We start from the raw sequence: 23,543 nt of genomic DNA, 5'->3' as shown, positions 1-23,543 counted from the left end.
TCCCGAAAAATGCTATAATTCACTATTTGGAGTCAATTAAGAACGGCATGAAAGTCAGAGCTTCAGTCAAGAAGATTTGTGAAAAGTGTAACGTGATCAAACGTCGCGGGCGCGTGATGGTGATTTGTGTTAATCCCAAGCACAAGCAACGTCAGGGATAGCATCGATACTGCTAGCAATGACGTTAATCAGGTGAGGCGAGAAAAATCACCATCAAAAGATACTAACAGCATTCAAACGCCAGAACAATAGGGAGAAAGCAACAAATGGCACGTATTGCCGGAGTAGACCTACCACGCGACAAACGCGTAGAAATTGGTCTAACTTATATCTACGGAATTGGATTATCTAGATCGCAAGAAATCTTAACTAGTACTGGTGTAAATCCAGACATTCGTGTAAAAGACTTAAGTGATGCGGATGTAGCAGCGCTACGGGGAATCATCGAGAGCGACTATCAAGTAGAAGGTGACTTGCGGCGTTTAGAGGCACTGAACATCAAGCGTCTGATTGATATTGGCACCTACAGAGGTCGTCGTCATCGCATGGGCTTGCCAGTCAGAGGACAGAGAACTCGTACCAACGCCAGAACTCGTCGAGGCAGACGGCAGACAGTGGCAGGTAAGAAGAAAGCTCCCGGCAAATAAATTTCTTTTGTCTGACAACAATTATTACCATTATTCAACTACACCGAGATTATGGCGCGACAACCAACTAAAAAAAGTGGCAGCAAAAAGCAAAAACGCAACGTTCCTAACGGAATGGCATATATCCAGTCTACTTTCAACAATAGCATTGTCACCATTACCGATCAAAACGGAGATGTGATTTCTTGGGCAAGTGCTGGTTCTAGCGGTTTTAAAGGAGCAAAAAAGGGAACTCCCTTCGCAGCCCAAACCGCCGCAGAAAGTGCAGCACGCCGAGCGATGGACTCTGGAATGCGCCAAATAGAGGTAATGGTTTCAGGTCCAGGAGCGGGTAGAGAAACCGCTATCCGGGCACTGCAAGGAGCCGGATTGGAAATTACACTGATTCGGGATATTACCCCAATTCCTCACAATGGTTGCCGTCCGCCTAAGCGCCGTCGAGTTTAGACATTACCAGTTGGGCGATCGCGTTTTAGCTGCATCGTCCACAAGCTATGAGTAAAACTTCAAATACCAACATTGGCAGGTAAGCTTTGAAAAAGCTTGCTAGAAGCTCCAAAGCATTAAGTAAATAAAGGCGAGGCAATTGATTTGCCTGGCGTTGTGTGCACCTTAAAAGAAGGGAGGCTACTCCGTGGCGCAGTTTCAAATTGAATGTGTAGAATCCAATACTGAGGAAAGTCGGAACCATTACAGTAAATTTGTCTTAGAACCACTAGAGCGCGGTCAGGGAACAACAGTAGGCAACGCCCTGAGAAGAGTTTTACTATCTAATCTAGAGGGTACAGCAGTTACCGCAGTGCGGATTGCAGGCGTTTCACACGAGTTTGCCACAGTTCCGGGTGTGCGAGAAGACGTACTGGAAATCCTCATGAGAATGAAGGAAGTTATCCTAAAAAACTATTCTTCTCAACCCCAGATTGGTCGGTTACTTGTGACAGGTCCAGCAACAATCACTGCGGCACATTTTGATTTGCCTAGTGAAGTAGAAGTCATCGACCAAACCCAGTATGTAGCGACCATTGCCGAGGGAGCAAAGCTGGAAATGGAATTCCGCATCGAGAAAGGCAAAGGATATCGCACCGTAGAGCGAGGACGTGAGGAAGCTACATCTTTAGACTTTCTCCAAATCGACTCCGTGTTTATGCCAGTGCGGAAAGTTAATTATAGTGTTGAAGACTTCCGTGGAGATAACTCCACACCAAAAGACCGACTATTGTTGGAAGTTTGGACAAATGGCAGTATCTCACCTCAAGAAGCACTTTCCTCTGCTGCTGGTATCTTGGTAGATTTATTCAATCCTTTGAAAGATATCTCCCTCGATCCAGTAGATACAGGCGCTGAGATTTCAGAAGACCCAACCGCTCAGATTCCGATTGAAGAATTGCAGCTTTCTGTACGAGCTTATAACTGTCTCAAACGAGCACAAGTAAACTCTGTAGCAGACTTGTTGGATTTTACCCAAGAAGACCTCTTAGAAATCAAAAACTTCGGTCAGAAGTCGGCAGAAGAAGTAGTAGAAGCTTTGCAACGACGCTTAGGCATTACTCTGCCGCAGGAAAGAGGCTCAAAACACGCATAGTTGGTTGGAGCGTAGTTAGTAGTTAGTAGTTATTAGTTATTGGCTGATTAACAACTAACAATTCCCCAACTAACAACCCTTCGCTCCTCAAAGGCTGTGCTTTGTCTGTCGCTTCTAGCCGCTCTTGTTGCACTGGCTCACTAACAATTCCCCAACTAACAATTCCCCAACTAACAACTAACAACTAACAAAAAAATTATGCGTCACCGTTGTCGCGTTAAAAAACTTAGTAAGCCAGCCGATCAGCGTCGGGCTTTATTGCGATCGCTCACCACCGAGCTGATTCGTCATGGTCGGATCACCACCACTTTAATTCGCGCTAAAGTTTTGCGAAGCGAAGTAGATAAAATGATTACCCTAGCTAAAGATGGTTCGCTGACAGCACGTCGTCAAGCCCTTGGCTATATGTTCGACAAACAACTAGTTCATGCGTTGTTTGAGCAAGCCCCCACTAGATATGGTAATCGTCAAGGTGGTTACACCCGCATTCTGCATACCGTCCCGCGTCGGGGTGACAATGCACAAATGGCAATAATTGAATTAGTCTGAGTCATTAGTCATTGGTCATAAGTTTACGAATCTTGAACAAATGACTTTTGACAATTGACTTTTGACCAAATCCGTATGTTAGAAAGCCACCACCCTACACCAACTTATAGAGTAGCCCTAGTAATTCAATACCTGGGCACTCATTTTCATGGGTGGCAACGGCAACTACAACAGCGCACCGTGCAAGAAGAGATAGAAAAAGCTATCTCAGTTATACTGGGGTATCATGTGACACTACACGGCGCAGGGCGAACCGACGCCGGAGTTCACGCGGCAGCTCAAGTAGCCCATTTTGATGCCACAGGTAGAATTCCCGCCGAAAAGTGGGCAACAGTTCTTAATAGCTATCTGCCCAAAGATATATTGATTCGGGCTTCGGCAGGTGTAAGTAACAGTTGGCACGCTCGCTTTAGTGCAGCTTATCGACGGTATCGCTACACACTTTACACCGAAGACCGACCGAACTTGTTCGTTAAACCCTTTAGTTGGCATTATTATTATGCACCCCTGGATGAAGCTTTAATTCAGGCTGCCCTTAAACCTTTGATGGGAAAGCATCATTTAGCTGCTTTTCACCGTGCGGGTTCAAAGCGCAAGCATTCCTGGGTAGAAGTGCAAGCAGCGGAGTGTTATCGATCGGGATCATTTCTTCATATTGAAATTCAGGCAGATGGATTTTTGTATGGCATGGTGCGGCTGTTGGTAGGAATGCTGGTAGAAGTAGGTTCACAAGAGCGATCGCTTTCTAACTTTACAGAAATCTGGACATATCAACACCGGGAAAAAGTAAAATATGCCGCACCCGCCCAAGGATTATGCTTGTTGCGAGTCGGCTATCCAGATTTTCCCTTTCCCCAAGAAGTTTGGTACGACACCTTACCAAAATTAGTTTTTAGTCATTAGTCATTAATCATTGGTTATTAGTAATGACTTTTGACTTTTGACTCTTGATAAATGACAAAGGACAATTAACAAATGACAACAAACAAAACCTACCTTCCTCCCGTAGCAACGATTGAGCGTGAGTGGTACGTAGTAGACGCCACCGACAAACGCTTAGGTCGCCTCGCCACCGAAATCGCCATGATTTTGCGCGGCAAAAATAAACCAGAATATACCCCTCACATGGACACAGGCGGCTTCGTCATTGTCGTCAATGCTGAGAAAGTCACAGTCACAGGCAAAAAACGTACTCAAAAAGTCTACCGTCGCCACTCCGGTCGTCCCGGTGGAATGAAAACCGAAACCTTCGCCAAGCTGCAAGACCGCATACCAGAACGGATTATCGAACACGCCGTCAAAGGTATGCTACCGAAAAACAGCCTAGGGAAGCAGTTATTTACCAAACTGAAAGTTTACGCTGGTGCAGATCATCCCCACGCAGCGCAACAACCGAAAGAACTACAAATTAATACAATTCCTGGAGCCGAAAACTAATGCAAGCAGTAGACACCAACAGCGGTCGCGCCGTTTACTGGGGTACTGGTCGCCGTAAATCCGCAGTCGCACGGGTACGCCTAGTTCCAGGTACCGGTCAGATGACCGTGAATGGCAAACCTGGAGATTTATACTTCCAATTCAACGCCAACTACCTAGGAGTCATCAAAGCACCCCTAGAAACTTTGGGACTGGAAAACGAATATGACATTTTAGTGAAAGCTGAAGGTGGCGGCTTAACCGGACAAGCGGACTCTGTTCGCTTAGGAGTCGCTCGTGCGCTATGTCAGCTAGACCCAGAAAACCGCCCACCTTTGAAAACCGAAGGCTACCTCACCCGCGACCCACGGGCGAAAGAGCGGAAAAAATACGGCTTGCACAAAGCCCGCAAAGCACCTCAGTACTCGAAACGATAAGCGATTGGGCATTGGGCATTGGGCATTGGGCATGGGGCATTGGGCATTGGTAATTGGGAATTGGTAATTGGTAATAGTGATGTGCATTTTTACCCATTACCCATTACCCATTACCCATTACCCATTCCCCATTACCCATTCCCCATTACCCATTACCCGTCCCCAGTTATAATTTATATAGATTCACCACGAAAGGAAAATGGCTAAATCTGATATTCATCCCCAGTGGTATCCAGAAGCGAAAGTTTACTGCAACGGTCAAGTTGTAATGACTATTGGCTCAACCAAGCCAGAATTGCACGTAGATGTTTGGTCTGGAAACCACCCATTCTATACCGGCACCCAGAAGATGATTGACACCGAAGGTCGAGTAGAACGCTTCCTTCGCAAGTACGGTATGTCCTCATCGTCAGGCGAAGAAGGCGCAGGCGGCAAAAAGAAAAAGTAGCAAAAAGGCTTGGGCAGTGTTTACGACGACCCTGTACTTTTCGGGGTCGATTGTCTTTTTTCCTAAGCCAATTTGTTATTTAAAGGAGCGCGAGCATTCGTCATGGCTGAATCATACCTGCTGGAGAAATTAAAATCCGTTGAACAAACTTTTAATGAATTAACCCGTCGGCTTGCCGATCCGGATACTGCCAAAAATCCGGATGAGTATCAAAAAATCGCCAAGTCACGCTCTTCTTTAGAAGAGGTGGTAAATACTTATGAAACTTGGAAAACTGCTACTGAAGACTTGACAGGAGCACGTCAAGTTTACAAAGAAGCAAGTAGCGATCCAGAAATGCAAGAAATGGCAGCACTGGAAGTCGATGAACTTGAGCAGAAAATCGAATATTTAGAAACTCGCTTGAAGGTGTTGCTGTTACCCCGTGACCCGAATGATGATAAAAACATCATGTTGGAAATTCGCGCCGGTACTGGTGGCGATGAAGCTAGTATCTGGGCAGGGGATTTGCTGCGGATGTATTCGCGCTATGCTGATAGTCAGAGTTGGAGAGTGAAGCTGGTAAGTGAGTCTCTCGGTGAGATGGGCGGCTTCAAAGAAGTGATTCTGGAAATTCAGGGTGATAGCGTTTACAGCAAGCTGAAGTTTGAAGCTGGAGTGCATCGCGTGCAGCGTGTGCCGGCAACCGAAGCTGGGGGACGAGTTCACACTTCTACAGCGACTGTGGCGATTATGCCAGAGGTGGATGATGTAGAAATTCACATCGACCCGAAGGATATTGAAATGACTACAGCTCGTTCTGGTGGTGCTGGTGGACAAAACGTCAACAAGGTGGAAACTGCGGTTGACTTGATGCACAAACCTACCGGAATTCGGATTTTCTGTACCGAAGAACGCAGCCAGTTACAAAACAAAGAACGGGCTATGCAAATTCTGCGGGCGAAGTTGTATGAAATCAAGTTGCGCGAACAACAAGAAGAAGTAACTTCGATGAGGCGATCGCAAGTTGGTACAGGTTCGCGTTCTGAAAAAATTCGCACCTACAACTACAAAGATAACCGCGCCACTGACCACCGTCTTGGTCAAAACTATTCGCTTAACCCCGTCTTGGAAGGCGATTTAGAGCCACTAATTCAATCTTGTATCTCTCAAGACCAGCAAGAAAGGTTAGCAGAACTCGCCACTTCTGGCGCTAGCAATTAATTAGGAGTAGGGAGTAGGGAGTAGGGAGTACGGAGTAGGGAGTAAAGAAAATTAAAATTCACCACTCCCCACTCACCACTCCCCACTCCCCACTTTCAACCGCTTGTAGTGATGTTGCTTTCAAGACACACAGGCGGTTTTCTAATGCGGTGTCAAGTGCATCTACAATTTCTCGTCCATAATTGTAATAAGCGAATTCATACCGCATGATGCGTTGTAATTTTGTCCATTCCTTCACTGTAGGACAGGTATAAATTAGCTTTTCTACTTCATTTTGCCAACGCGCAAAAATCCGGTAGCTGAAAAAGCTGCTGCATACACCCCCTTGCTCATTCCAGTAAGAAATACACACTTGATGCTTTAGGCAGTGGATTTTCTTGATTTTCTGGACACGCTCACCTTGGGCTATGAGTGCTTCTTTTGCTTCGGCTGACGAAATGTGCCACAATTGTGGTTTAATTTTATTAGCGGCTATTAAACTTTGACCTTTGCGGCGATATTGTGTTTTCTTGCGTGTCCAACTAACCATGATGCACCCTCCCTGTTATTTGACCGCAAGCTCACTATTAATATTTTTCAGGCTAAAATGAATTAGTCTGGTTATCTTTTCAGGATTGACTTGCAGGCAAACTTTAAAATTACAATTCTAGTTTTAGTTTACCATTGGCAAGCAAACTTGTAAATGCCCAAGCAAAATATTTTTGGGCGAGAAAGTAAAATATATAGATTAGTGGAAGAAATACTACAGCAGTGGATTTAGAGGCGAGAAAGAAACTGATTTCAGTAGTGAAAATGGCTCGTGGCTCCATGAGTCAACGAGGATTTGGTAAACTTCTGGGTGTTTCTGCTACTGCTGTACAGTTGTGGGAGAAGGGCGAGTCTATCCCAGATACGCATAATTTAGCTCAAATAGCAGATAGAGCAGGTTACACGATGGAGGAACTGCTGAATTATTTGGGTGTCAAACCAACATCAGCAACCTCAGATGTGAATAACATAGTTAAACAAATAAAGGTAATGCCTTTGTCTGAAGTGGCGATAATCGCTCAAGCAGCAGTGGAACGAATGGTTACTGCTACTGAGTCTTTGCAAAACGAAGTAAAAGCAAGTTGAGTTAGAATGATGAATAACTCAAAGGGCATAGACGCACACAGTCTTCCTTATAAGTACAGTTGAGTAGCTACATCAGCAGTGAACATAGAAAGCAGAGAAAAACTAATTGAAATCATTAAATTAGCTCGTGGTTCAATGAGTCAAAGAGCTTTTGGCAAGCTTTTGGGAGTTTCTGCTACTGCTGTTCAAATGTGGGAAAAGGGTGTGAAGGTTCCAGATACTGAAAATCTGGCTCAGATAGCAACTCGTGCAGGGTATACGTTGGAAGAGTTACTCTGTTGTTTGGAAGGCAGGGCAGTACCAGAAACTTCAGATTTGACTGTGATTTTAAGACAAATCAATCACATGCCTTTGTCTCAAGTGGCTCAGATAGTTCAAGCTGCTGCTGCGAGATTGGCTGCTGTTGCTGAGTCTGCGGGTGATGAAGCGAAAGTTAGTTGAATTTTGAAGTGAAGAGCGATCGCCCATCTCAATACAATTCTGCCCGACACCCTAGAAGAGTACGCCCCAGGCTAAAGCGCTTGAGGGAGGGAGAGAAAGTGCAAATTTACCAAATATAAAATACCATTTGGATTGATGAATTTATCACAAAGGAATAGTTGAAAATACTGATTATTCCCCAAGCAAGCATCAAAAATCCAAAATGGTAGCAGCCACACCTCAGAGTCTCGACAAATTTGTTAATTTTTGTAAGCAACACATCAAAGGCGAAGAAAGAAAAGAAGCGCAAACCTTTCTAGATCGGTTTTTTCGAGCGTTTGGACATGAGGGAGCGCTAGAAGCGGGAGCGAGTTACGAAGAAGCGATAAAAAAAGGCAGCAAGAAAGGTAAAATCGGCTTTGCTGATTTGGTGTGGAAACCCCGCGTATTGATTGAGATGAAGAAGCGCGGGGAAGATTTAAGTAAGCATTATTCTCAAGCGTTTGATTATTGGACGCGGTTAGTACCAAATCGCCCGCGTTATGTTTTGTTGTGCAATTTTGACGAATTCTGGATTTTTGACTTTGATATCCAACTAGATACACCTGTAGATGTAATTCCCCTGGAGCAACTGCCAGAAAGGGCAGGAGCCTTTGCATTTATGGAATTAGGGTAAAAAACACCTGTATTTAGAAATAATCAGGTAGTGGTCACAGAACGCGCCGCACGCCGCATGGGTGAATTGCTGCTGGAGTTGGAAAAGCGCAAAATTGAGAAGTTGACAGCGCAGCGGTTTATTTTGCAATGCGTGCTAGCAATGTTTGCTGAAGATAGACAATTATTACCCCGTGATATGTTTATTTCCTGTATTCAGGATTGCATAAAAAGGGCAAGTTATGACGATGTTTTGGGTGGTTTATTTCGGGAAATGAATCAGCCAGTAATTACGCCAGCGGGACGTTATAAAGGCGTAGATTATTTGAACGGCGGTTTATTTTCGTTGATTCATGGAATTGATTTGACGCGAGAATAATTGAATTTTTTGGATGTATCAGCGCGGGAAGATTGGAGTAAAGTTCGTCCGGCGATTTTCGGCAATTTATTTGAAGGGACGGTGGATAAAAAAGAGCGTCATGCACGCGGAATTCACTTTACTTCAGAAGCGGACATTATGAAAATTGTCCGTCCAACTATTAGTAGATATTGGGAAGAAAGAATTGAAGCAGCAACGACTATTGCAGAACTTTCGGCTTTGCAATTGGAACTGCAAAGTTATCGGGTGTTAGATCCGGCTTGTGGTTCGGGGAATTTTCTCTACATGGCATATCAGGAATTAAAGCGAATTGAAATGCTTTTGTTAGATAAGATTTCCCAGCGTCGTAAGTCTGCTAATGAGCAAATGCAAATGGGTTTTGTAACACCACAACAATTTTATGGTATGGATACAAATCCGTTTGCGGTGGAGTTAGCGCGGGTAACTTTGATGATTGCGCGGAAGATTGCAATTGATAATTTAAAGTTGACTGAACCGGCTTTGCCTTTGGATACTTTGGATAATAATATTGTTTGTCAGGATGCGCTTTTTAGTGAATGGCAGAAAGCGGATGTAATTATAGGTAATCCGCCTTTTTTGGGTGGAAAGCACATGAGAATAGCTTTAGGTGATGAATATATAGATAAGGTTTTTCAACGTTTTCCAGATGTCAAAGATTCTGTAGATTTTTGTGCTTATTGGTTTCGGTTAGCTCATAATTACATTGACGAAAAAGGTAGAGCCGGATTAGTTGGGACTAATTCAGTTAGTCAAGGCAAAAGTAGAATTGCTGCTTTAGATTATATAACTCAAAATGATGGTTATATTCACGAAGCTGTTTCTACACAACCTTGGTCGGGTGAAGCTAAAGTTCATGTTAGTATTGTTAATTTGAGTAAGGAAAAGCCGGAAAAATATTATTTAGATAATGAGCTAGTTTCAAGAATAAGTTCTTCACTAAAAGCGACAATTGATGTTTCGCCGGCTGTTAGATTAAAAGCAAATGTCAATAAATGTTTTCAGGGTGTTATTCCTGTAGGTGGAGGATTTATAGTTACTGAACAACAGGTTAAAGATTGGATAAAAGCTGATTTAAAAAATCAACAGATTCTCAAACTTTATTCAACGGGTGAAAAGCTAGCTAATAATCCTAATGGTATACCGGAGCGTTGGATTATTGATTTTAATGATATGAGTATTGAAGAAGCTAGTAATTATTCACTACCTTTTAAACATGTTAAATCTAATGTTAAGCCAGAACGGGATAAAAATCGTAGAGAAGTAACCAAAACTAATTGGTGGAAATATGGTGAAAAAAGACCAGCAATGAGGAAGGCTCTTGCTTTTCTATCATGTTATTTTGCCGTTCCGGAAGTATCTAAATGGTCAATTTTTATTTTTTGTCCTCCGGAATGGCTTCCAGGAAATACAGCCAAAATAGTTACATCAGATGACTTCTATATTCTCGGTATTCTCACATCTAAAGTTCATCGTCTTTGGGTTAGAGCTACAAGTTCAACTTTAAAAGGTGATACTCGCTATACTCACAACACCTGCTTTGAAACTTTCCCTTTTCCCCAAACACCTGACGCTAAATTAGTTAATCAAATTCGCGCTAAAGCTGAAGAACTTCATCAATATCGCACTCAACAAATGGAAGCAAAACAATGGGGAATTACGACACTATATAACAAGTTTTTTAATGAGCCAGCTAGCCAGCTTTATAAACTGCATGAACAGCTTGATAAACTGATGATGCAAACTTATGGTTTTAATTCTAGTGACAATATTTTAGAGAAGCTGCTGGAATTGAATTTAGAGTTAGCTGAGAAAGAAAAAGAAGGTAAAACGATTATAGGTTGTTGGGCACCCAATTAAATCACAATAACCTCAGCGTACCTCCGCGCTTAACTTAGCGTACCTCTGCGTTTAAAACTTAAACCTCAACATTATGCAATATATTAAATAACTTTATCGTGAAAACCGACAGCATCTTTTTTCGCTTATTTCAAGAATTCCCCAGCATCTTCTTTGAACTCATCGGTGAACCTCCAGAAGAAGCTGATTTGTATCAATTTTCATCAGTTGAAGTTAAACAAACAGCATTTAGAATTGATGGAGTTTTTCTTCCTACCCAAACAGAGGAAAACCCAGTTTACTTTGTTGAAGTACAATTTCAGCCAGACTCAGAAATTTACTCTCGACTGTTTGCAGAAATATGTTTATATCTTCGTCAAAACAAGCCGGAAAACGATTGGCGTGCTGTGGTTGTATACCCAACTCAAAGCACAGACACAGGAGATATAAAACATTACCGCGAGTTCTTCAGCAGTCAGCGAGTCAGTCGCATTTATCTAGATGAATTAGGCGAAGCTACATCGCTACCAATTGGCATTGCAAGCGTCAAATTAGTTATTGAAGCTGAAGATACAGCAATTGGACAAGCAAGGGAGTTAATAGACAGAGTAACCCAAGATGTAGACGATGAAATTATGCAGGGGCAATTATTACAATTAATAGAGACAATCTTGGTTTACAAATTTCCAAGGATGAGTAGGGAGGAAATAGAGGCTATGTTTAGTTTAACTGAAGGCAAGCAAACCAGATTTTATCAGGATGCCTTTGCAGAAGGCAAGCTTGAAGGCAGAGAAGAAGGTAGAGAAGAAGGCAAACGCGAAGCTACTTTAAACGCTGTACGCCAATTTTTGGCATTGGGACTTAGTTTAGAGCAGATAGCACAAGGCTTAAGTCTAAATGTTGAGGAAGTAAGACAAATGGCACAACAACAGTCTTCAAACGAGTAAGGCAATAGTTGAAATCCTAATTTGACAACAAGCTTCAGGAGGAAATACAGACAATGTTTAGTATAAGTGAGTTCAAGCAAACCAGATTTTATCAGGAAGCCTTTGTTTGAAGGTAAGGAACAAGGTAGAGAAGAAGGGAAACGCGAAGTTTATTCAAGCGCTGTACGCCGCCTTCTGGCATTAGGATTTAGTTTAGAGCAGATAGCTTTATGCTTAGGCTTGAGTATTGAAGAGGTAACGCAAGCAGCGCAGTAGCCTTTGAAAATCTTCTCTTTATGCCAAGAATTAATACGAAATATGTAGTTAAATTTTGTTAATATTTGGACACGGCGTGAGCTTCTGCGCCTCTGTACCACCCTCCCTACCCTAGAGACACTCTCATGCTGCGACTTGAACATATCAGTAAAATTTACCCTACAGGCGAAATTCTCAAAGATGTCAACTGGGAAGTCAAAGTTGGCGATCGCATCGGCTTGGTGGGTGTCAACGGTGCCGGAAAATCTACCCAATTGAAAATCATCGCCGGCGAAATCGAACCCACCGCTGGCGAAATTATTCGTCCGGCTAGCTTACACATAGCTTACCTCAACCAAGAATTTGAAGTAGACCCCAGCCGTACTGTTAAAGAAGAATTTTGGCGTGCCTTTGTCGAAGCAAACAAAGTTAATGAAGCTTTGTCACAGGTGCATCGGGAAATGGAAACGGCAACTCCAGACCAGTTAAACAAACTGATCGACAAAATGGATCGTCTCCAAAGGCAGTTTGAAGCACTTGATGGCTATGGATTAGAGGCAAAAATTGACAAAATTCTGCCAGAAATGGGTTTTGATGGCGGTGATAGCGATCGCCTAGTAAGTGCTTTCAGTGGCGGTTGGCAAATGCGGATGAGTTTGGGTAAAATCTTGCTGCAAAAACCCGACTTATTGCTGCTGGATGAACCTACAAACCATCTAGACTTAGAAACCATCGAATGGTTAGAAACTTACCTCAAAGGGCTGACTACCCCGATGGTAATAGTATCTCATGACCGGGAATTTTTAGATCGCCTCTGCACCCAAATTGTGGAAACAGAACGGGGTGTCTCTAGTTATTACCTCGGCAACTACTCGGCTTACCTCCTACAAAAAGCCGAAAGTCAACAAGCGCAACTTAATGCTTACGAACGTCAGCAGAAAGAACTAGAAAAACAGCAAACGTTTGTTGACAGATTCCGCGCTAGTGCTACCCGCAGTACCCAAGCAAAAAGCCGGGAAAAACAACTTGAAAAAATCGAACGCATTGAAGCACCTGTAGCTGGTGTCAGAACTTTGCACTTCCGCTTTCCTCCCGCACCCCGCAGCGGACGCGAAGTAGTGGAAATTAAAGATTTAACCCACACCTATGATGATAAAATTCTCTTTCTGGGCGCAAATCTTTTAATTGAAAGAGGCGATCGCATTGCTTTTCTCGGTCCCAACGGTGCAGGTAAATCTACTCTATTGCGTTTGATTACGGGTAGTGAAAAACCTACAGAAGGTACTGTTCACTTAGGCGATCACAACGTTATTCCCGGTTACTTCGAGCAAAATCAAGCCGAAGCTTTAGATTTAAAGAAAACCGTCATGGAAACCATCCATGATGAAGTTCCCGACTGGAAAAATGAAGAAGTCCGCACGCTGTTGGGACGCTTTTTATTTTCTGGGGACACAGTGTTGAAATCTGTGGCTGCATTAAGTGGGGGAGAAAAAGCGCGTTTAGCATTAGCGAAAATGCTTTTACGTCCCGCAAATTTACTCATTTTAGATGAGCCGACAAACCATCTTGATATCCCAGCAAAAGAAATGCTGGAAGAAGCAATTCAAAATTATGATGGCACTGTAATTGTTGTTTCTCACGACCGTTATTTTATTTCTCAGGTAGCAAATAAAATCGTGGAAATCCGCGATGGCGAATTCCGCGTCTATCTAGGGGATTATCATTACTATTTGGATAAAATTGCCGAAGAAAAAGAACAAGCAAGATTAGAAGCGATCGCCGCTGAAAAAGCCGCCAAAAAAGCCGCCAAAGCTGCAAAAGCCGGCGGCAAAAGGAAATGAGGGATAGTGGGGCATGGGGCATGGGGCATGGGGCATGGGGATTTTAAAGAGGGGGAAAGGGGAAAGGGGAAAGGGGAGGCAGTGCGTTGCGGGGGTGGAGTCCTGTTGTAGCACCTGCCGTGAAAGGGGCAGAGTTGTTTAAAATTAGTAAAAATGTCTAAAATTACGGAAATTTTCCCCCGATTCATTTCCCTTTCACCCGGACCCTTTACCCTTTTCCCCTCTTCAAAAAACCCAATGCCCAACAACGCTCCAACCAACTATTATCCATTAGCACAAAAATTCAGTAAAAGTTATTCAAATTTAAAAATATGTAAAAAAATGGTAATTTTGTCATAAATAAACTTAATAAGCACAAATTCACTTGCAGCGGTGAGTAGCAGTGGTATCATTCGGGTATTACAAAAAGTAAAGGGCAATTTATTATGACCAAGGCACCTGTTGCTCCCGTGGTGCTTGTCATTTTAGACGGATGGGGCTACTGCGAGGAAACACGAGGAAACGCGATCGCCGCTGCTAAAACTCCCGTAATGCAAAGCTTATGGGCAGCTTATCCGCATACCCTCATCCGCACATCCGGAAAAGCCGTGGGATTGCCAGAGGGTCAAATGGGCAACTCAGAAGTTGGTCATTTGAATATCGGCGCTGGGCGAGTTGTACCGCAAGAATTAGTCCGCATCTCAGATGCGGTCGAAGACGGTTCGATCCAACGCAACCCCGCACTGGTCAAAATTTGCCAGGAAGTCCGTAATCGAAATGGCAAGCTGCATATAGTCGGGCTTTGTTCCGAGGGTGGGGTACACTCGCACCTGTCGCATTTGTTTGGATTACTTGGCTTAGCCGCATGTCAAGGACTTTCGGAAATTTGCATCCACGCCATCACCGACGGTCGTGATACCACACCAAAAGAAGGTGTACAAGCAATCGGGTTGCTACAAAATTACATTGACCGCATCGGTGTTGGACGTATAGCCACCCTCAGCGGTCGCTATTACGCAATGGATCGCGATCGCCGTTGGGATCGAGTCAAACGCGCCTATGATGTCATGACACAAGATGGCGTTGCTTGTGGTCGTAATGCCGTAGAAGTCATACAAGCATCTTACAAAGAAGGTGTTACCGACGAATTCATTTTACCAACACGCATTGCTCCCGGTGCAGTAGCTGAAGGCGATGGAGTGATATTTTTCAACTTCCGCCCCGATCGCGCCAGACAATTGACGCAAGCTTTTGTCAATCCTCATTTTAACGGCTTTGAAAGACAGCAAATCGCGCCGCTGTCGTTTGCTACCTTTACTCAATACGATCCAGAATTACCAGTTGCTGTAGCCTTTGAACCTCAGAATCTCAGTAATATTCTGGGGGAAGTAATTGCCAATCATGATTTAAAACAGTTTCGCACCTCGGAAACCGAAAAATACGCTCACGTCACCTACTTCTTCAACGGCGGCTTGGAAGAACCTTTTCCCGGAGAAGACCGGGAACTGGTCAGCAGTCCAATGGTAGCGACTTACGACAAAGCACCGGCGATGTCAGCAGCACCATTAACAGAGGTAGCGATCGCTGCCATCGAAAAGAAAATTTACTCGCTAATTGTAATTAATTATGCCAACCCAGACATGGTAGGGCATACTGGTCAAATAGACGCTACGATTAAAGCATTGGAAACCGTTGACCGATGTTTGGGACGCCTTCTAGAAAGCATTAGCAAAGCCGGAGGTACAGCAATTATTACCGCCGACCACGGCAACGCCGAGCATATGCTAGATGATGCGGGCAATCCTTGGACAGCTCACACCACCAATCCAGTCCCCTTAATTCTGCTAGAAGGAGAAGGCGCAAAAATCCCCGGACATGGTACAAATGTCAGCTTGCGAAGCGATGGCAAGCTAGCCGACATTGCCCCAACAATTCTGGAGATTTTACAGCTGCCGATTCCACCAGAAATGACAGGGCGATCGCTACTCCAAAATGCTGAGTATGAAGTGCAATTTAAACGCACTCCCGCACCAGTTGGACTGTAAAAAAGTTAGTCCTTCATGAGTGATGAGTTAAGAATTAATAATTTTTTAACTTGACTACAGACGTTCGGACCGAACGTCTCTACCGCGCCTTTCGTACAGACGTTCGGTCCGGAACGTCTCTACCTAACTCATTAAATTCCTACCATGACCGTTACTAATATCGTGCAAGGCATCTGGGCATTTTCTGCCGTTGGTTTGATTGTTTTAGTATTACTGCATAGTCCGAAAGGCGATGGTGTTGCTGCCATTGGCGGACAAGCTCAATTGTTTAGCAGCACCAAAAGTGCAGAAACCACACTCAACCGAGTTACCTGGACACTTACGGTAATTTTCCTCGGCTTAACCGTAGTTTTAAGCGCTGGTTGGCTGCCTAAATAAGGATGAGGAGAATAACTTAACGCCCTATGCCCAAAACTCGAAAAAGTATAAGTCGATGGGCATAAATAAACGGAAGTTCGTAGTAAGGGCTGAAGCCCTTCAAAGCGGAGATATGAGCGGTAAACCGCTCACTACGAAGAATATTTTACGTTTAATTACAGTCCTTGCCTTAGCTATTAGCACAGGGCTGTTAGTCATTTTTACTAACTTCCAAAACAACCCCACCCTTGCAGAAAATGGCATCTTAACAAAAACTCCTCTCCCCCCTACTTCCCCAAGACCTCATCCCCTACCGCCGACGCTGCTACAGTGGAAAGACAGCACCAACAGCGGTGACTACTTTTCTGAAGTTAAATTAACTGAAGTAGGTTATTTAATTTGGTCACAGTTTCCTGTTAAGGTTTACGTAGAAACACCGAAACAAATTAGCAGCGAACAGGCTCAAGCATGGGTTAATACTGTTTTGCAAGCAGTGCAAGAGTGGAATGTTTATTTGCCCTTAGAGGTAGTAGAACAACCGGAAGTTGCTAATATTACAATTGTGCGAAAAGCCCCACCTCTGCAAAAGTCGCCTAATAGCAACATTCCGCGTGCGCGATCGGCACTAACCACTTACGAGTTCTACACCAGCAAGGATAAAGTTTTATCTCACCGCTTCACGATATTGCTGAGTCCTAGCCAAACTGGTAATTATCTTACCGCAGCCGCCCGCCACGAATTCGGTCACGCGCTGGGAATTTGGGGTCATAGTCCGATGCAGAGTGATGCTTTATACTTTTCGCAAGTTCGCAATCCGCCGCCCATTTCTGCGAGAGATGTGAATACTTTGAAGCGCGTTTACGAACAGCCCACTAGTTTGGGATGGTAATTATAGCATTTTTATCGTAGAGACGTTCCGGACCGAACGTCTCTACCAAGAATTAGGAATTTCATATTAATAGGACTGCAACGCCAAATTTATAATTAAAATTTACCTTGCAAAATTGCCTGAAAACGCTTATTTTTTCGTAAACTATCTAAATCTGTATCGGTTTTTGCAGTAGGTAAATATCTGGTAGGATTCATCTTAATCGCTTGGGCGATGTGATTCACAGCCAAAGTTGTCTTTTTTTGACATGCATAACAGTAACCTTTGTTATATATGCCGTTTACGTGGTCGGGTTTAATTTGTAGGGAACGGTCAATGCTAGCGTGAGCTTCGCTAAGTTTACCAAGTTTGGCGAGGGCATAACCGCGATTATCCCACGCTTCATAGTTGTTTGGATCGGCTTCAATTGCTTTGTCGTAAGATGCGATCGCATATGAGCTTTTTCCTAATCGTCGCAACGTAATACCCCGATTATTCCATGCATGGGTATCCTGCGGATCAATTTCAGTTGCTTGATTGTAGCAAATTAATGCTTCTTCATCTTGCTGAAGCTGACCGAGCATATTTCCTTTATTATTCAAAGCAGGTGCGTATTTTGGATCTATTTCCAGTGCTTTGTCAAAGCTAGAAATCGCTTCTTCTGGCTTTTCCCAACTCATAAAAGCACACCCTCGATTGAACCACACAGTCGGATCGTCAGGCTGAATGCTAATTGCTTGATCGTAACTGCGAATCGCTGCTTTAAAGCGTTTCAAACTGACTAAAGCATTACCCCGGTTGGTAAAAGATTTATAATAGCTGGGGTTAAATTCGAGCGATCGCTCATAAGCATTCAGCGCTTCTGTATGTCGTCCTAATAACGTTAAAGAGTTACCTTTAGAATCCCAAGCTGCGTAATCATACGGGTACAATAAAAGCAGTCGATCGTAACTTTCTAATGCTTCTTTATGTTTGTCCCATTCAGCCAAAGCCAAACTGCGATTGTATAAGGCAGTATGGTCTTTAGGATTGAGGGCAAGAGCGCGATTAAAATCCTCAATGGACTCCGCGTAACGCTTTAAGTGTCCAAAAACCAATGCGCGACAGCACCAAGCATCAATATAGTTTGGGTCAAGCTTGAGTGCTGCACTTAAAGGAGCGATCGCTGCGGCAAACTCGCGTGCTTCAAACAGTCGAACGCCTTCTTCAAATAAAGTTGTGGCGGTTGCCTGTGTCTCGTCGTTCATAGGCATCGACTCTGTTAAATACCTATAATATTACCGTACTGCAAGCGACGTAGGATAAGCATAGATGTGCGACAGAGATACATTAAATATTTATTAATAAAATTTTGGGTAAAGACCTTTTCGACTTAAGACTTTGATAGCACGACTGACTAATTTTATATTTGGATGAGTCAGCAGTTGCTGAAGATAGGGAATAGCTTCAGAAATTTCAGATAACGGCTTTGCACAATCTGTACAATGTAAAAGGCATTCTGGCTCACGCTGCAACATCTCAATAATTAGACTTTGGTACATTTGTTGCGAACATCCTGTTGCAACGCTGCCTAAGAGAATGTCAGCTTCTCTATAAGCTGGTGCCCATGTGACAATTACAAAAGGTTGGGTTAGTTGATAGGCTTTTACTTCTTTTGTTGAACATTGGTTCAGCCACAGTTTGCGTCTGCGCTTAAGTAAACTTGGTAGATCGTCACGCTCACCAAGATCAAGTGTCATTAAAAGCTTTTCAACTTTTGATGGAATAGCAGTAATTAGTTCAAATCCAAGAACAGTTGTTGCCAAAAGCTTATCATCATGGGAAGGTATAGCAATACGGTCACTAACTTTTATGCTTCCACCGAGCAGCTTACCAATGAAAAAAGTCCAGTGACGGTAATAAGATTCACCTGGATGGCGATGTATCTGATGAGCAGATATGATTTCAAATGCAAAAGTCATTTTAGCGCGATCGCTCGTTAACTAACCGTATTGTCGGTGCTTATCAACAGGTAAGGTGCGATATAAGCGAGAGTACGGCATCCTACCGATTTTAACTGAAAAGTTAAAAGTTGCTGGATTTTATCCAAGTTGGAAATTTCCTGCAAAACTAAGTTTTTAGCGGAAAATCTCAAGACTGTTTAGCAAAATAATCACATTGCTGTCGTAACGGACACTCAATGCAACGCGGATTTTTCGGGGTACAGACTGCTGCCCCAAAATCAAAAAGTCCCAAATTCCACGCACTAACTTTTGTCTGGGGAGCTACTTGTTCCGCAGCTGACCAAAGTATTCGACAGCGCGACTTTACCCGACCGCCCTGCAATCCAAAGAACCGCTCTAAGATGCGAGCGACGTTGGTATCAATTACAGCTTTTGGCTGTCCAAAGGCATTGGCACAAACAGACCTGGCTATGTACTTACCGACACCTGGCAGGAGGAGCAACTGCGTTTCTTTGTTGGGGATTTTCCCTGCATATTCTTTAACAAGCAGTTGTGCTGATTGATGCAGTCTTTCGGCTCTAAAGCAAAGACCTAAAGGCTGTAATAACTTGGCTACTTCTTCGGTTGGGGCATCAGCTAGAGTGCTTATTGTCGGATATCGCTCCATAAACGCTTGGTACAACGGAGCAACTAAAGGCGCATTAGTTTTTTGCAGCAGGAATTCTGCGACCAAAATGGCATAGGGATCTTTAGTATTACGCCAAGGAAACTGTCTTTTGTGCAGCTTTGCCCAAGCTTGCACCTTCCGGCGAAACCATTTGAGTTTGGCTTGAGCGAGATGCATGAAATACGCCCTCCTAAGAGTGCGATCGCACTATAACCCAAAAGTTCGTTTATAGACGAATCTAGCCAGACAAGCCAAAATGGCAATGCGATCGCAATTGAATTGAGGGAATAGCCTGTGGAGGAAAACTTTAATAATATTGAATGGAATAGGATAGATGCCCCAGACATTGATAAGAATATGTTAGGTGTTATCCAAAGCCTAGCTTCCTATGACTTTGAAGCCCGTAAAGAGGCATTAACAGATTTATTTGATATGATTTGGCATCAGGGAACTTTGTCTTGGTCAGCATCTTTCGCTGTACCATTTTTGATTGAGCGACTCCAACAAGAGCCAGAAGCAGAATTGTTAGAAAATATCCTGCTCGACTTAGTACACCTGGGTACGGGAAGCTCATTCTGTGATGCCCACCAAAATTTATCCATTTATGAAGATAAGCGGAATACACTTGAATTTCAACAGCAGATGCAAGAGGAACTAGAAGGGGTGCGTGCCACTTATCAGGCAGTCTACAAAGGTGTTAATATTTATTTTGATTTGCTCGAACATGAATCGCCTCAGGTAAGAATTGCAGCGGCTTATACCCTTTCTTGTTGCAAGTCTGAAGCTGCCAGGATTTGCACCAAACTGTATGCACGATTTAGCTGCGAACCAGATGAACTAGTCAAAGCAACGATATCTTTGTGTCTGGCATTTCTCAGCAAAAGTACGCCCGTACAAATAGCATTCTTTGAACAGGTTTTGAAATCAAACGAAAGCGATATCGTCAAACTTTCTGCCGCAATAACTCTCGCTTATATAGCTTCTGAACATATGTATGCTTGAAGCTTTAGAGATATTGATTAACAAAATTAAAAAGCCATACTTATTAAGCAAGCTATGCGAACATTACGATAGCCCAATGCTAACAGCCCACCACTTGTTAATTATCGACTTTTTCAGCCGTCTAAACGACCAGCAGATGGCACGGATTATCCCGGTACTTACACAACAAATAGAGGAACTTCCCTACGGCTTGGATGATTTGCTAGAGTTGGTTTTCTGTGGGAAAACAATCCCAGAAGGGACAACAATTAATGAATTAACAGACGTTCAGCAATTTCTTCTCACAGCGATCGCAGATGATGAAACTACCCTGACATCAAATGTTCGCTATATGGGTGGAATTTTAGAGAAATTAGGAAGCCAAGGTTCAGTTGTAAGGGAAAAATTGATCGGATTTCTCAATGGTGAAAAACTCGAATATGACAGATAAGGTGCGTTAACGTGTAACGCACCCTACTACATTTCTAAACAGGACGTAGGTTCATGAGTTCTTGGGGAGATGCTAGCATATCGATCGCCACAAAGAAAATCTTACCTTGGGGATTGATTAAGAACCGCCAAGCAATATTCATACCCACGGTGACGCCAAACCAAGGAGTTTGTACCACACCTGTGATTTTCAGTTGCTTAGAACCATCTGGTAGAACTTCGCTGATACCTTGCTTTGGCATCATGTTCAGTCCTTGGGCTTCTTCGCGCATGTATTTAGCGATCGCCTCATGACCGACTATCGGCTTTTGGAATGGGGGTTGCAGCGCACCGTCGGGAGTAAATAAAGCGATCGCCGCATCAAATTTATCTGCGTTCATCGCTTCGATGTAGCCCAGTACAGCAGGTTCTGTGATACCTTCAATCTTGACTGAAGTAACAGGAGGAGCGCTACGTTTAAACGCGGGTTCCGCAGCAGGTTTGGAACTACTTGGACCAAGAGCAGATGTATCAAATCCCATGTCTACTACGGTGTTACGCAGTACTGTAATTTGCTGACCTGCATCAAGCTTCTTGGTAGCTTCTAACACTACTTGCACACCAGGAGACATTTGGTAGCCACTGGGGATCGGAGCGACAATGCCTTGTTTCATCAACTCGCCTAACTCATACCAAAAAGCCAGCTTGGTGTTTACACTGAAAAACCCGTAAGAACGGCTAATTGGAGTGTCAGCACGGTTAGCAAGTTCCCGCATGACTTGGGTTTGCTCTTCTTTAGACATCTGCTTAATTTGGTTGAGCAAACCTTCCGCTAGTTGCAAGCGTGCTGCTCCCGGAGCTGCGGGAGTAATTGTCTTACCCATTTCCGTGTAAGCATACCACAGATAAGCTAGTTGATCGTCAACGCTGAGTTGATCGAATAGCGCGATGGTAGCTGGAATTGGGCTAGGAACTTGAGTGTTAGAGAAAATATTTTGAGCGGACTCGATACTTAAAGCCATGTTCGCAATCTCCAATCTTATTTGTTAATTAGCTGATAAGCATTCATTCAAAAAAAGCGAATCTTCTTTTCAACAGAGAGTGGCAATAAACGCAAAGTCAACTCCAATCGAGACTTTTAGCGTCCTAAAAGCCAGACAGAAAAAACCATCACCTTTGCAGGTGTTCTATTTTTTTCGTGGTTAATCAAGAAAGGAGAGAGACTGTCTTCCAAGCTTTGGTTAAATAACGCTCGTTGCGGTTCAACCAAAGCTTTTCAACAACGTAACTGCTCACAGTCACGAAGGTTTCCTCAAGGGAGGTTTGGTCACGTAAGTAAGTTTATCAAAGTTAATAAACTTTTGTAAAGTTTTTTTACGAATTAGTGACAAAACTTGCTTATCGCTCATATTACATATCTAATGTATAGGTTTTACTGAACTGACCAAGGTGGATGAGGCGTTACTTTTCGACATGCATCGCGATCGCCTACATATATAGTCAAAATATTCGGATAGCCATTAAAGTATTAAGTGTGAACGCTATGAGCGTCTCCTCCAAAGAGGATAAAGTATAAAATTTTCATGGGAGCATCCTTTGCTTTGTCTTTAGTTTTAAGCTTTCGTCATAATGAAAATTGCAATTTTGGGTGCAGGAAATGTAGGCGGTACTCTTGGTAAAACCTGGGCAAATAATAATCATCAGGTATGTTTCGGAGTAAAAAATCCGACAGCAGATAAAACCCAAGCTTTAATCAAAGATATTGGTAGCAACGCCAGTGCTAGTAGTGTTACTGAAGCTGTTCCCGATGCTGATGTAGTAGTTTTAGCAACACCTTGGCAGGTAACTCAGCAGGTAATTGAGGAATGCGGCAACCTGACAAATAAGATTGTGATTGATTGCACAAACCCACTTTCAGCTATACTTTTCCACTTTAACCATCGGTTTAACAACTTCTGGTGCCGAACAAGTTGCTGAGTGGGCGAAAGGTGCAAAAGTATATAAAGCTTTCAATCAAACTGGTTGGGAAAATATGGCAAACCCAACCGTAGAAAATCGGAAAACGGTAATGTTTGTTTGTGGCGACGATGAAGACGGCAAGTCTACTGTACTCAAACTGACTGAAGAAATAGGATTTGAAGCAATTGATGCAGGTTCGCTTGACTCTGCCAGACTTCTAGAACCATTAGGCTTGCTTTGGATCAAACTTGCTCACGCTTACGGACAGGGGCGCGATTTTGGTTTTACTTTGGTTCGGCGCAAGTAGAAGGTAACTAGGAGATAAAGCGATCGCATTTAACCAAGTCGCAGAAAAAGTAGCGAAAAGACTGAATCGACCTGTAATTTTTGTCAATGTCACAGCAGCCCAACTCAAACAAGCAAGGCTAGCAGGGGGTGAACCAAAATAATATTTGGATTTGTGAAAATGAGTTATTTGCTTTGTGGGCGTCGGGCGAATCCTTCCCTAGACAAATGTGGACAGCCTTCAATCAAAAATGTCGTGGGGGATCGAGGATCTACAAAACAAGGCTGTCCACATAAGGCGAT

General features: G+C 43.4%; 29 protein-coding genes and 1 pseudogene. 24 read left to right on the top strand and 6 right to left on the bottom strand.

Features of this window, described 5'->3' with window-relative positions; genetic code table 11:
- Positions 1–47: 47 nt before the first annotated feature.
- The 4 genes from rpmJ (at position 48) to PI95_RS07860 (ending at position 2,229) form a co-directional block, all read left to right on the top strand.
- On the top strand, positions 48–161 hold the full coding sequence (gene rpmJ, locus PI95_RS07875; RefSeq protein ID WP_015129703.1) for a 50S ribosomal protein L36: 114 nt from the start codon (positions 48–50) through the stop codon (positions 159–161).
- A gap of 105 nt (positions 162–266) precedes the next feature.
- Positions 267–647 carry a 30S ribosomal protein S13 gene (gene rpsM, locus PI95_RS07870; protein WP_039754627.1) on the top strand — a complete coding sequence of 127 codons (381 nt, stop codon included), beginning with the start codon at positions 267–269 and terminating at the stop codon, positions 645–647.
- Positions 648–698: 51 nt separating this feature from the next.
- The gene (rpsK, locus tag PI95_RS07865; protein ID WP_029635481.1) at positions 699–1,094 is read left to right on the top strand and encodes a 30S ribosomal protein S11; all 396 of its coding nucleotides are present in this window, start codon (positions 699–701) and stop codon (positions 1,092–1,094) included.
- A gap of 187 nt (positions 1,095–1,281) precedes the next feature.
- Positions 1,282–2,229, top strand: coding sequence for a DNA-directed RNA polymerase subunit alpha (locus tag PI95_RS07860; RefSeq protein ID WP_039754626.1), 948 nt, complete (start codon positions 1,282–1,284; stop codon positions 2,227–2,229).
- Positions 2,230–2,251: 22 nt separating this feature from the next.
- Here the strand turns inward: PI95_RS07860 and PI95_RS07855 are convergent, their stop codons facing one another.
- On the bottom strand, positions 2,252–2,413 hold the full coding sequence (locus tag PI95_RS07855; protein WP_163518705.1) for a hypothetical protein: 162 nt from the start codon (positions 2,411–2,413) through the stop codon (positions 2,252–2,254).
- 14 nt (positions 2,414–2,427) lie between these two features.
- Between PI95_RS07855 and rplQ the strand changes: the two genes are divergently transcribed.
- The 7 genes from rplQ (at position 2,428) to prfA (ending at position 6,282) form a co-directional block, all read left to right on the top strand.
- The gene (gene rplQ, locus PI95_RS07850) at positions 2,428–2,778 is read left to right on the top strand and encodes a 50S ribosomal protein L17 (protein WP_039754625.1); all 351 of its coding nucleotides are present in this window, start codon (positions 2,428–2,430) and stop codon (positions 2,776–2,778) included.
- A 75-nt stretch (positions 2,779–2,853) separates the two neighbouring features.
- Positions 2,854–3,681, top strand: a complete 828-nt coding sequence (gene truA / locus PI95_RS07845) for a tRNA pseudouridine(38-40) synthase TruA (RefSeq protein ID WP_039754623.1) — start codon at positions 2,854–2,856, stop codon at positions 3,679–3,681.
- Between the two features lie 72 nt (positions 3,682–3,753).
- Positions 3,754–4,215: a 50S ribosomal protein L13 gene (rplM, locus tag PI95_RS07840; protein WP_039754621.1), complete on the top strand. Its 462-nt coding sequence runs from the start codon at positions 3,754–3,756 to the stop codon at positions 4,213–4,215.
- Complete coding sequence (rpsI, locus tag PI95_RS07835; RefSeq protein WP_039754619.1) at positions 4,215–4,631, top strand: 30S ribosomal protein S9; 417 nt, start codon at positions 4,215–4,217, stop codon at positions 4,629–4,631. The genes rplM and rpsI overlap by 1 nt, the downstream gene beginning before the upstream one ends.
- An 18-nt stretch (positions 4,632–4,649) precedes the next feature.
- Entirely contained in the window at positions 4,650–4,838 is a 189-nt protein-coding gene (locus PI95_RS07830) for an alpha/beta hydrolase (RefSeq protein ID WP_201280359.1), read from the top strand.
- The gene (gene rpmE, locus PI95_RS07825) at positions 4,831–5,079 is read left to right on the top strand and encodes a 50S ribosomal protein L31 (protein WP_039754617.1); all 249 of its coding nucleotides are present in this window, start codon (positions 4,831–4,833) and stop codon (positions 5,077–5,079) included. Before PI95_RS07830 ends, rpmE begins: the two co-directional genes overlap by 8 nt.
- Before the next feature lie 102 nt (positions 5,080–5,181).
- Positions 5,182–6,282, top strand: coding sequence for a peptide chain release factor 1 (gene prfA, locus PI95_RS07820; RefSeq protein ID WP_039754615.1), 1,101 nt, complete (start codon positions 5,182–5,184; stop codon positions 6,280–6,282).
- Between the two features lie 58 nt (positions 6,283–6,340).
- On the opposite strand, the gene PI95_RS07815 is transcribed toward prfA, so the two are convergent.
- Positions 6,341–6,811, bottom strand: a complete 471-nt coding sequence (locus PI95_RS07815) for a hypothetical protein (protein WP_039754613.1) — start codon at positions 6,809–6,811, stop codon at positions 6,341–6,343.
- Between the two features lie 221 nt (positions 6,812–7,032).
- Here PI95_RS07815 and PI95_RS07810 point away from each other — a divergent pair, with 221 nt between their 5' ends.
- The 9 genes and pseudogenes from PI95_RS07810 to PI95_RS07770 all read left to right on the top strand — a co-directional run bounded on the left by PI95_RS07810 (position 7,033) and on the right by PI95_RS07770 (position 16,997).
- Complete coding sequence (locus tag PI95_RS07810; protein ID WP_039754611.1) at positions 7,033–7,395, top strand: helix-turn-helix domain-containing protein; 363 nt, start codon at positions 7,033–7,035, stop codon at positions 7,393–7,395.
- A 78-nt stretch (positions 7,396–7,473) separates the two neighbouring features.
- Entirely contained in the window at positions 7,474–7,836 is a 363-nt protein-coding gene (locus PI95_RS07805) for a helix-turn-helix domain-containing protein (protein ID WP_039754610.1), read from the top strand.
- Positions 7,837–8,038: 202 nt separating this feature from the next.
- Positions 8,039–10,726: pseudogene (locus PI95_RS07800) on the top strand (DNA methyltransferase).
- A gap of 98 nt (positions 10,727–10,824) precedes the next feature.
- Positions 10,825–11,652, top strand: a complete 828-nt coding sequence (locus PI95_RS07795) for an Rpn family recombination-promoting nuclease/putative transposase (protein WP_039754609.1) — start codon at positions 10,825–10,827, stop codon at positions 11,650–11,652.
- Between the two features lie 66 nt (positions 11,653–11,718).
- Entirely contained in the window at positions 11,719–11,907 is a 189-nt protein-coding gene (locus PI95_RS07790; protein WP_052325896.1) for a hypothetical protein, read from the top strand.
- Positions 11,908–12,032: 125 nt separating this feature from the next.
- Complete coding sequence (locus tag PI95_RS07785; protein ID WP_039754608.1) at positions 12,033–13,727, top strand: ABC-F family ATP-binding cassette domain-containing protein; 1,695 nt, start codon at positions 12,033–12,035, stop codon at positions 13,725–13,727.
- A 425-nt stretch (positions 13,728–14,152) separates the two neighbouring features.
- Positions 14,153–15,751 carry a 2,3-bisphosphoglycerate-independent phosphoglycerate mutase gene (gene gpmI, locus PI95_RS07780; RefSeq protein ID WP_039754606.1) on the top strand — a complete coding sequence of 533 codons (1,599 nt, stop codon included), beginning with the start codon at positions 14,153–14,155 and terminating at the stop codon, positions 15,749–15,751.
- A gap of 144 nt (positions 15,752–15,895) precedes the next feature.
- Positions 15,896–16,129 (top strand): preprotein translocase subunit SecG, encoded by a 234-nt coding sequence (secG, locus tag PI95_RS07775; RefSeq protein WP_029635452.1) that lies wholly within the window; start codon positions 15,896–15,898, stop codon positions 16,127–16,129.
- A gap of 112 nt (positions 16,130–16,241) precedes the next feature.
- Positions 16,242–16,997 carry a peptidase gene (locus PI95_RS07770; RefSeq protein WP_052325933.1) on the top strand — a complete coding sequence of 252 codons (756 nt, stop codon included), beginning with the start codon at positions 16,242–16,244 and terminating at the stop codon, positions 16,995–16,997.
- Between the two features lie 95 nt (positions 16,998–17,092).
- Here PI95_RS07770 and PI95_RS07765 read toward each other — a convergent pair whose 3' ends face one another.
- The 3 genes from PI95_RS07765 to PI95_RS07755 all read right to left on the bottom strand — a co-directional run bounded on the left by PI95_RS07765 (position 17,093) and on the right by PI95_RS07755 (position 19,763).
- Positions 17,093–18,223: a tetratricopeptide repeat protein gene (locus PI95_RS07765; RefSeq protein ID WP_039754605.1), complete on the bottom strand. Its 1,131-nt coding sequence runs from the start codon at positions 18,221–18,223 to the stop codon at positions 17,093–17,095.
- Between the two features lie 93 nt (positions 18,224–18,316).
- Entirely contained in the window at positions 18,317–18,937 is a 621-nt protein-coding gene (locus tag PI95_RS07760) for a hypothetical protein (RefSeq protein WP_039754603.1), read from the bottom strand.
- A 169-nt stretch (positions 18,938–19,106) separates the two neighbouring features.
- Complete coding sequence (locus PI95_RS07755) at positions 19,107–19,763, bottom strand: iron-sulfur binding domain-containing protein (protein WP_039754601.1); 657 nt, start codon at positions 19,761–19,763, stop codon at positions 19,107–19,109.
- 117 nt (positions 19,764–19,880) lie between these two features.
- Between PI95_RS07755 and PI95_RS35120 the strand changes: the two genes are divergently transcribed.
- Together PI95_RS35120 and PI95_RS35115 are read left to right on the top strand one after the other, a co-directional pair.
- The gene (locus PI95_RS35120; protein ID WP_201280344.1) at positions 19,881–20,588 is read left to right on the top strand and encodes a HEAT repeat domain-containing protein; all 708 of its coding nucleotides are present in this window, start codon (positions 19,881–19,883) and stop codon (positions 20,586–20,588) included.
- Complete coding sequence (locus PI95_RS35115; protein ID WP_201280343.1) at positions 20,581–21,018, top strand: hypothetical protein; 438 nt, start codon at positions 20,581–20,583, stop codon at positions 21,016–21,018. The genes PI95_RS35120 and PI95_RS35115 overlap by 8 nt, the downstream gene beginning before the upstream one ends.
- A gap of 34 nt (positions 21,019–21,052) precedes the next feature.
- Here the strand turns inward: PI95_RS35115 and PI95_RS07745 are convergent, their stop codons facing one another.
- Positions 21,053–22,018 (bottom strand): orange carotenoid protein N-terminal domain-containing protein, encoded by a 966-nt coding sequence (locus PI95_RS07745; protein ID WP_039754599.1) that lies wholly within the window; start codon positions 22,016–22,018, stop codon positions 21,053–21,055.
- A 607-nt stretch (positions 22,019–22,625) separates the two neighbouring features.
- Between PI95_RS07745 and PI95_RS35110 the strand changes: the two genes are divergently transcribed.
- Positions 22,626–22,973, top strand: a complete 348-nt coding sequence (locus PI95_RS35110) for an NADPH-dependent F420 reductase (protein ID WP_052325895.1) — start codon at positions 22,626–22,628, stop codon at positions 22,971–22,973.
- A complete protein-coding gene (locus tag PI95_RS35105; RefSeq protein WP_201280342.1) occupies positions 22,891–23,262 on the top strand; it encodes an NADPH-dependent F420 reductase in 372 nt (123 codons plus the stop codon). The genes PI95_RS35110 and PI95_RS35105 overlap by 83 nt, the downstream gene beginning before the upstream one ends.
- Positions 23,263–23,543: the final 281 nt, after the last annotated feature.

The organism is Hassallia byssoidea VB512170, assembly GCF_000817785.2.
Lineage (GTDB): Bacteria > Cyanobacteriota > Cyanobacteriia > Cyanobacteriales > Nostocaceae > Hassallia > Hassallia carrinoi.
Note: the sequence above shows the minus strand (reverse complement) of the source record. Positions and strands in the feature narration are given on the sequence as shown.

Excerpts from the sequence above, each read along its gene's own strand:
- PI95_RS35115 (WP_201280343.1), top strand. The coding sequence starts at position 20,581 with ATGCTTGAAGCTTTAGAGATATTGATTAACAAAATTAAAAAGCCATAC.
- PI95_RS35110 (WP_052325895.1), top strand. The coding sequence starts at position 22,626 with ATGAAAATTGCAATTTTGGGTGCAGGAAATGTAGGCGGTACTCTTGGT.
- truA (WP_039754623.1), top strand. The coding sequence starts at position 2,854 with ATGTTAGAAAGCCACCACCCTACACCAACTTATAGAGTAGCCCTAGTA.
- PI95_RS07760 (WP_039754603.1), bottom strand. The coding sequence starts at position 18,937 with ATGACTTTTGCATTTGAAATCATATCTGCTCATCAGATACATCGCCAT.
- rpsM (WP_039754627.1), top strand. The coding sequence starts at position 267 with ATGGCACGTATTGCCGGAGTAGACCTACCACGCGACAAACGCGTAGAA.
- PI95_RS07785 (WP_039754608.1), top strand. The coding sequence starts at position 12,033 with ATGCTGCGACTTGAACATATCAGTAAAATTTACCCTACAGGCGAAATT.
- prfA (WP_039754615.1), top strand. The coding sequence starts at position 5,182 with ATGGCTGAATCATACCTGCTGGAGAAATTAAAATCCGTTGAACAAACT.
- PI95_RS07815 (WP_039754613.1), bottom strand. The coding sequence starts at position 6,811 with ATGGTTAGTTGGACACGCAAGAAAACACAATATCGCCGCAAAGGTCAA.
- gpmI (WP_039754606.1), top strand. The coding sequence starts at position 14,153 with ATGACCAAGGCACCTGTTGCTCCCGTGGTGCTTGTCATTTTAGACGGA.
- secG (WP_029635452.1), top strand. The coding sequence starts at position 15,896 with ATGACCGTTACTAATATCGTGCAAGGCATCTGGGCATTTTCTGCCGTT.
- rplM (WP_039754621.1), top strand. The coding sequence starts at position 3,754 with ATGACAACAAACAAAACCTACCTTCCTCCCGTAGCAACGATTGAGCGT.
- rpsI (WP_039754619.1), top strand. The coding sequence starts at position 4,215 with ATGCAAGCAGTAGACACCAACAGCGGTCGCGCCGTTTACTGGGGTACT.
- PI95_RS07745 (WP_039754599.1), bottom strand. The coding sequence starts at position 22,018 with ATGGCTTTAAGTATCGAGTCCGCTCAAAATATTTTCTCTAACACTCAA.
- PI95_RS07770 (WP_052325933.1), top strand. The coding sequence starts at position 16,242 with ATGAGCGGTAAACCGCTCACTACGAAGAATATTTTACGTTTAATTACA.
- PI95_RS07765 (WP_039754605.1), bottom strand. The coding sequence starts at position 18,223 with ATGAACGACGAGACACAGGCAACCGCCACAACTTTATTTGAAGAAGGC.
- rpmE (WP_039754617.1), top strand. The coding sequence starts at position 4,831 with ATGGCTAAATCTGATATTCATCCCCAGTGGTATCCAGAAGCGAAAGTT.
- rpsK (WP_029635481.1), top strand. The coding sequence starts at position 699 with ATGGCGCGACAACCAACTAAAAAAAGTGGCAGCAAAAAGCAAAAACGC.
- PI95_RS07755 (WP_039754601.1), bottom strand. The coding sequence starts at position 19,763 with ATGCATCTCGCTCAAGCCAAACTCAAATGGTTTCGCCGGAAGGTGCAA.
- rpmJ (WP_015129703.1), top strand. The coding sequence starts at position 48 with ATGAAAGTCAGAGCTTCAGTCAAGAAGATTTGTGAAAAGTGTAACGTG.
- rplQ (WP_039754625.1), top strand. The coding sequence starts at position 2,428 with ATGCGTCACCGTTGTCGCGTTAAAAAACTTAGTAAGCCAGCCGATCAG.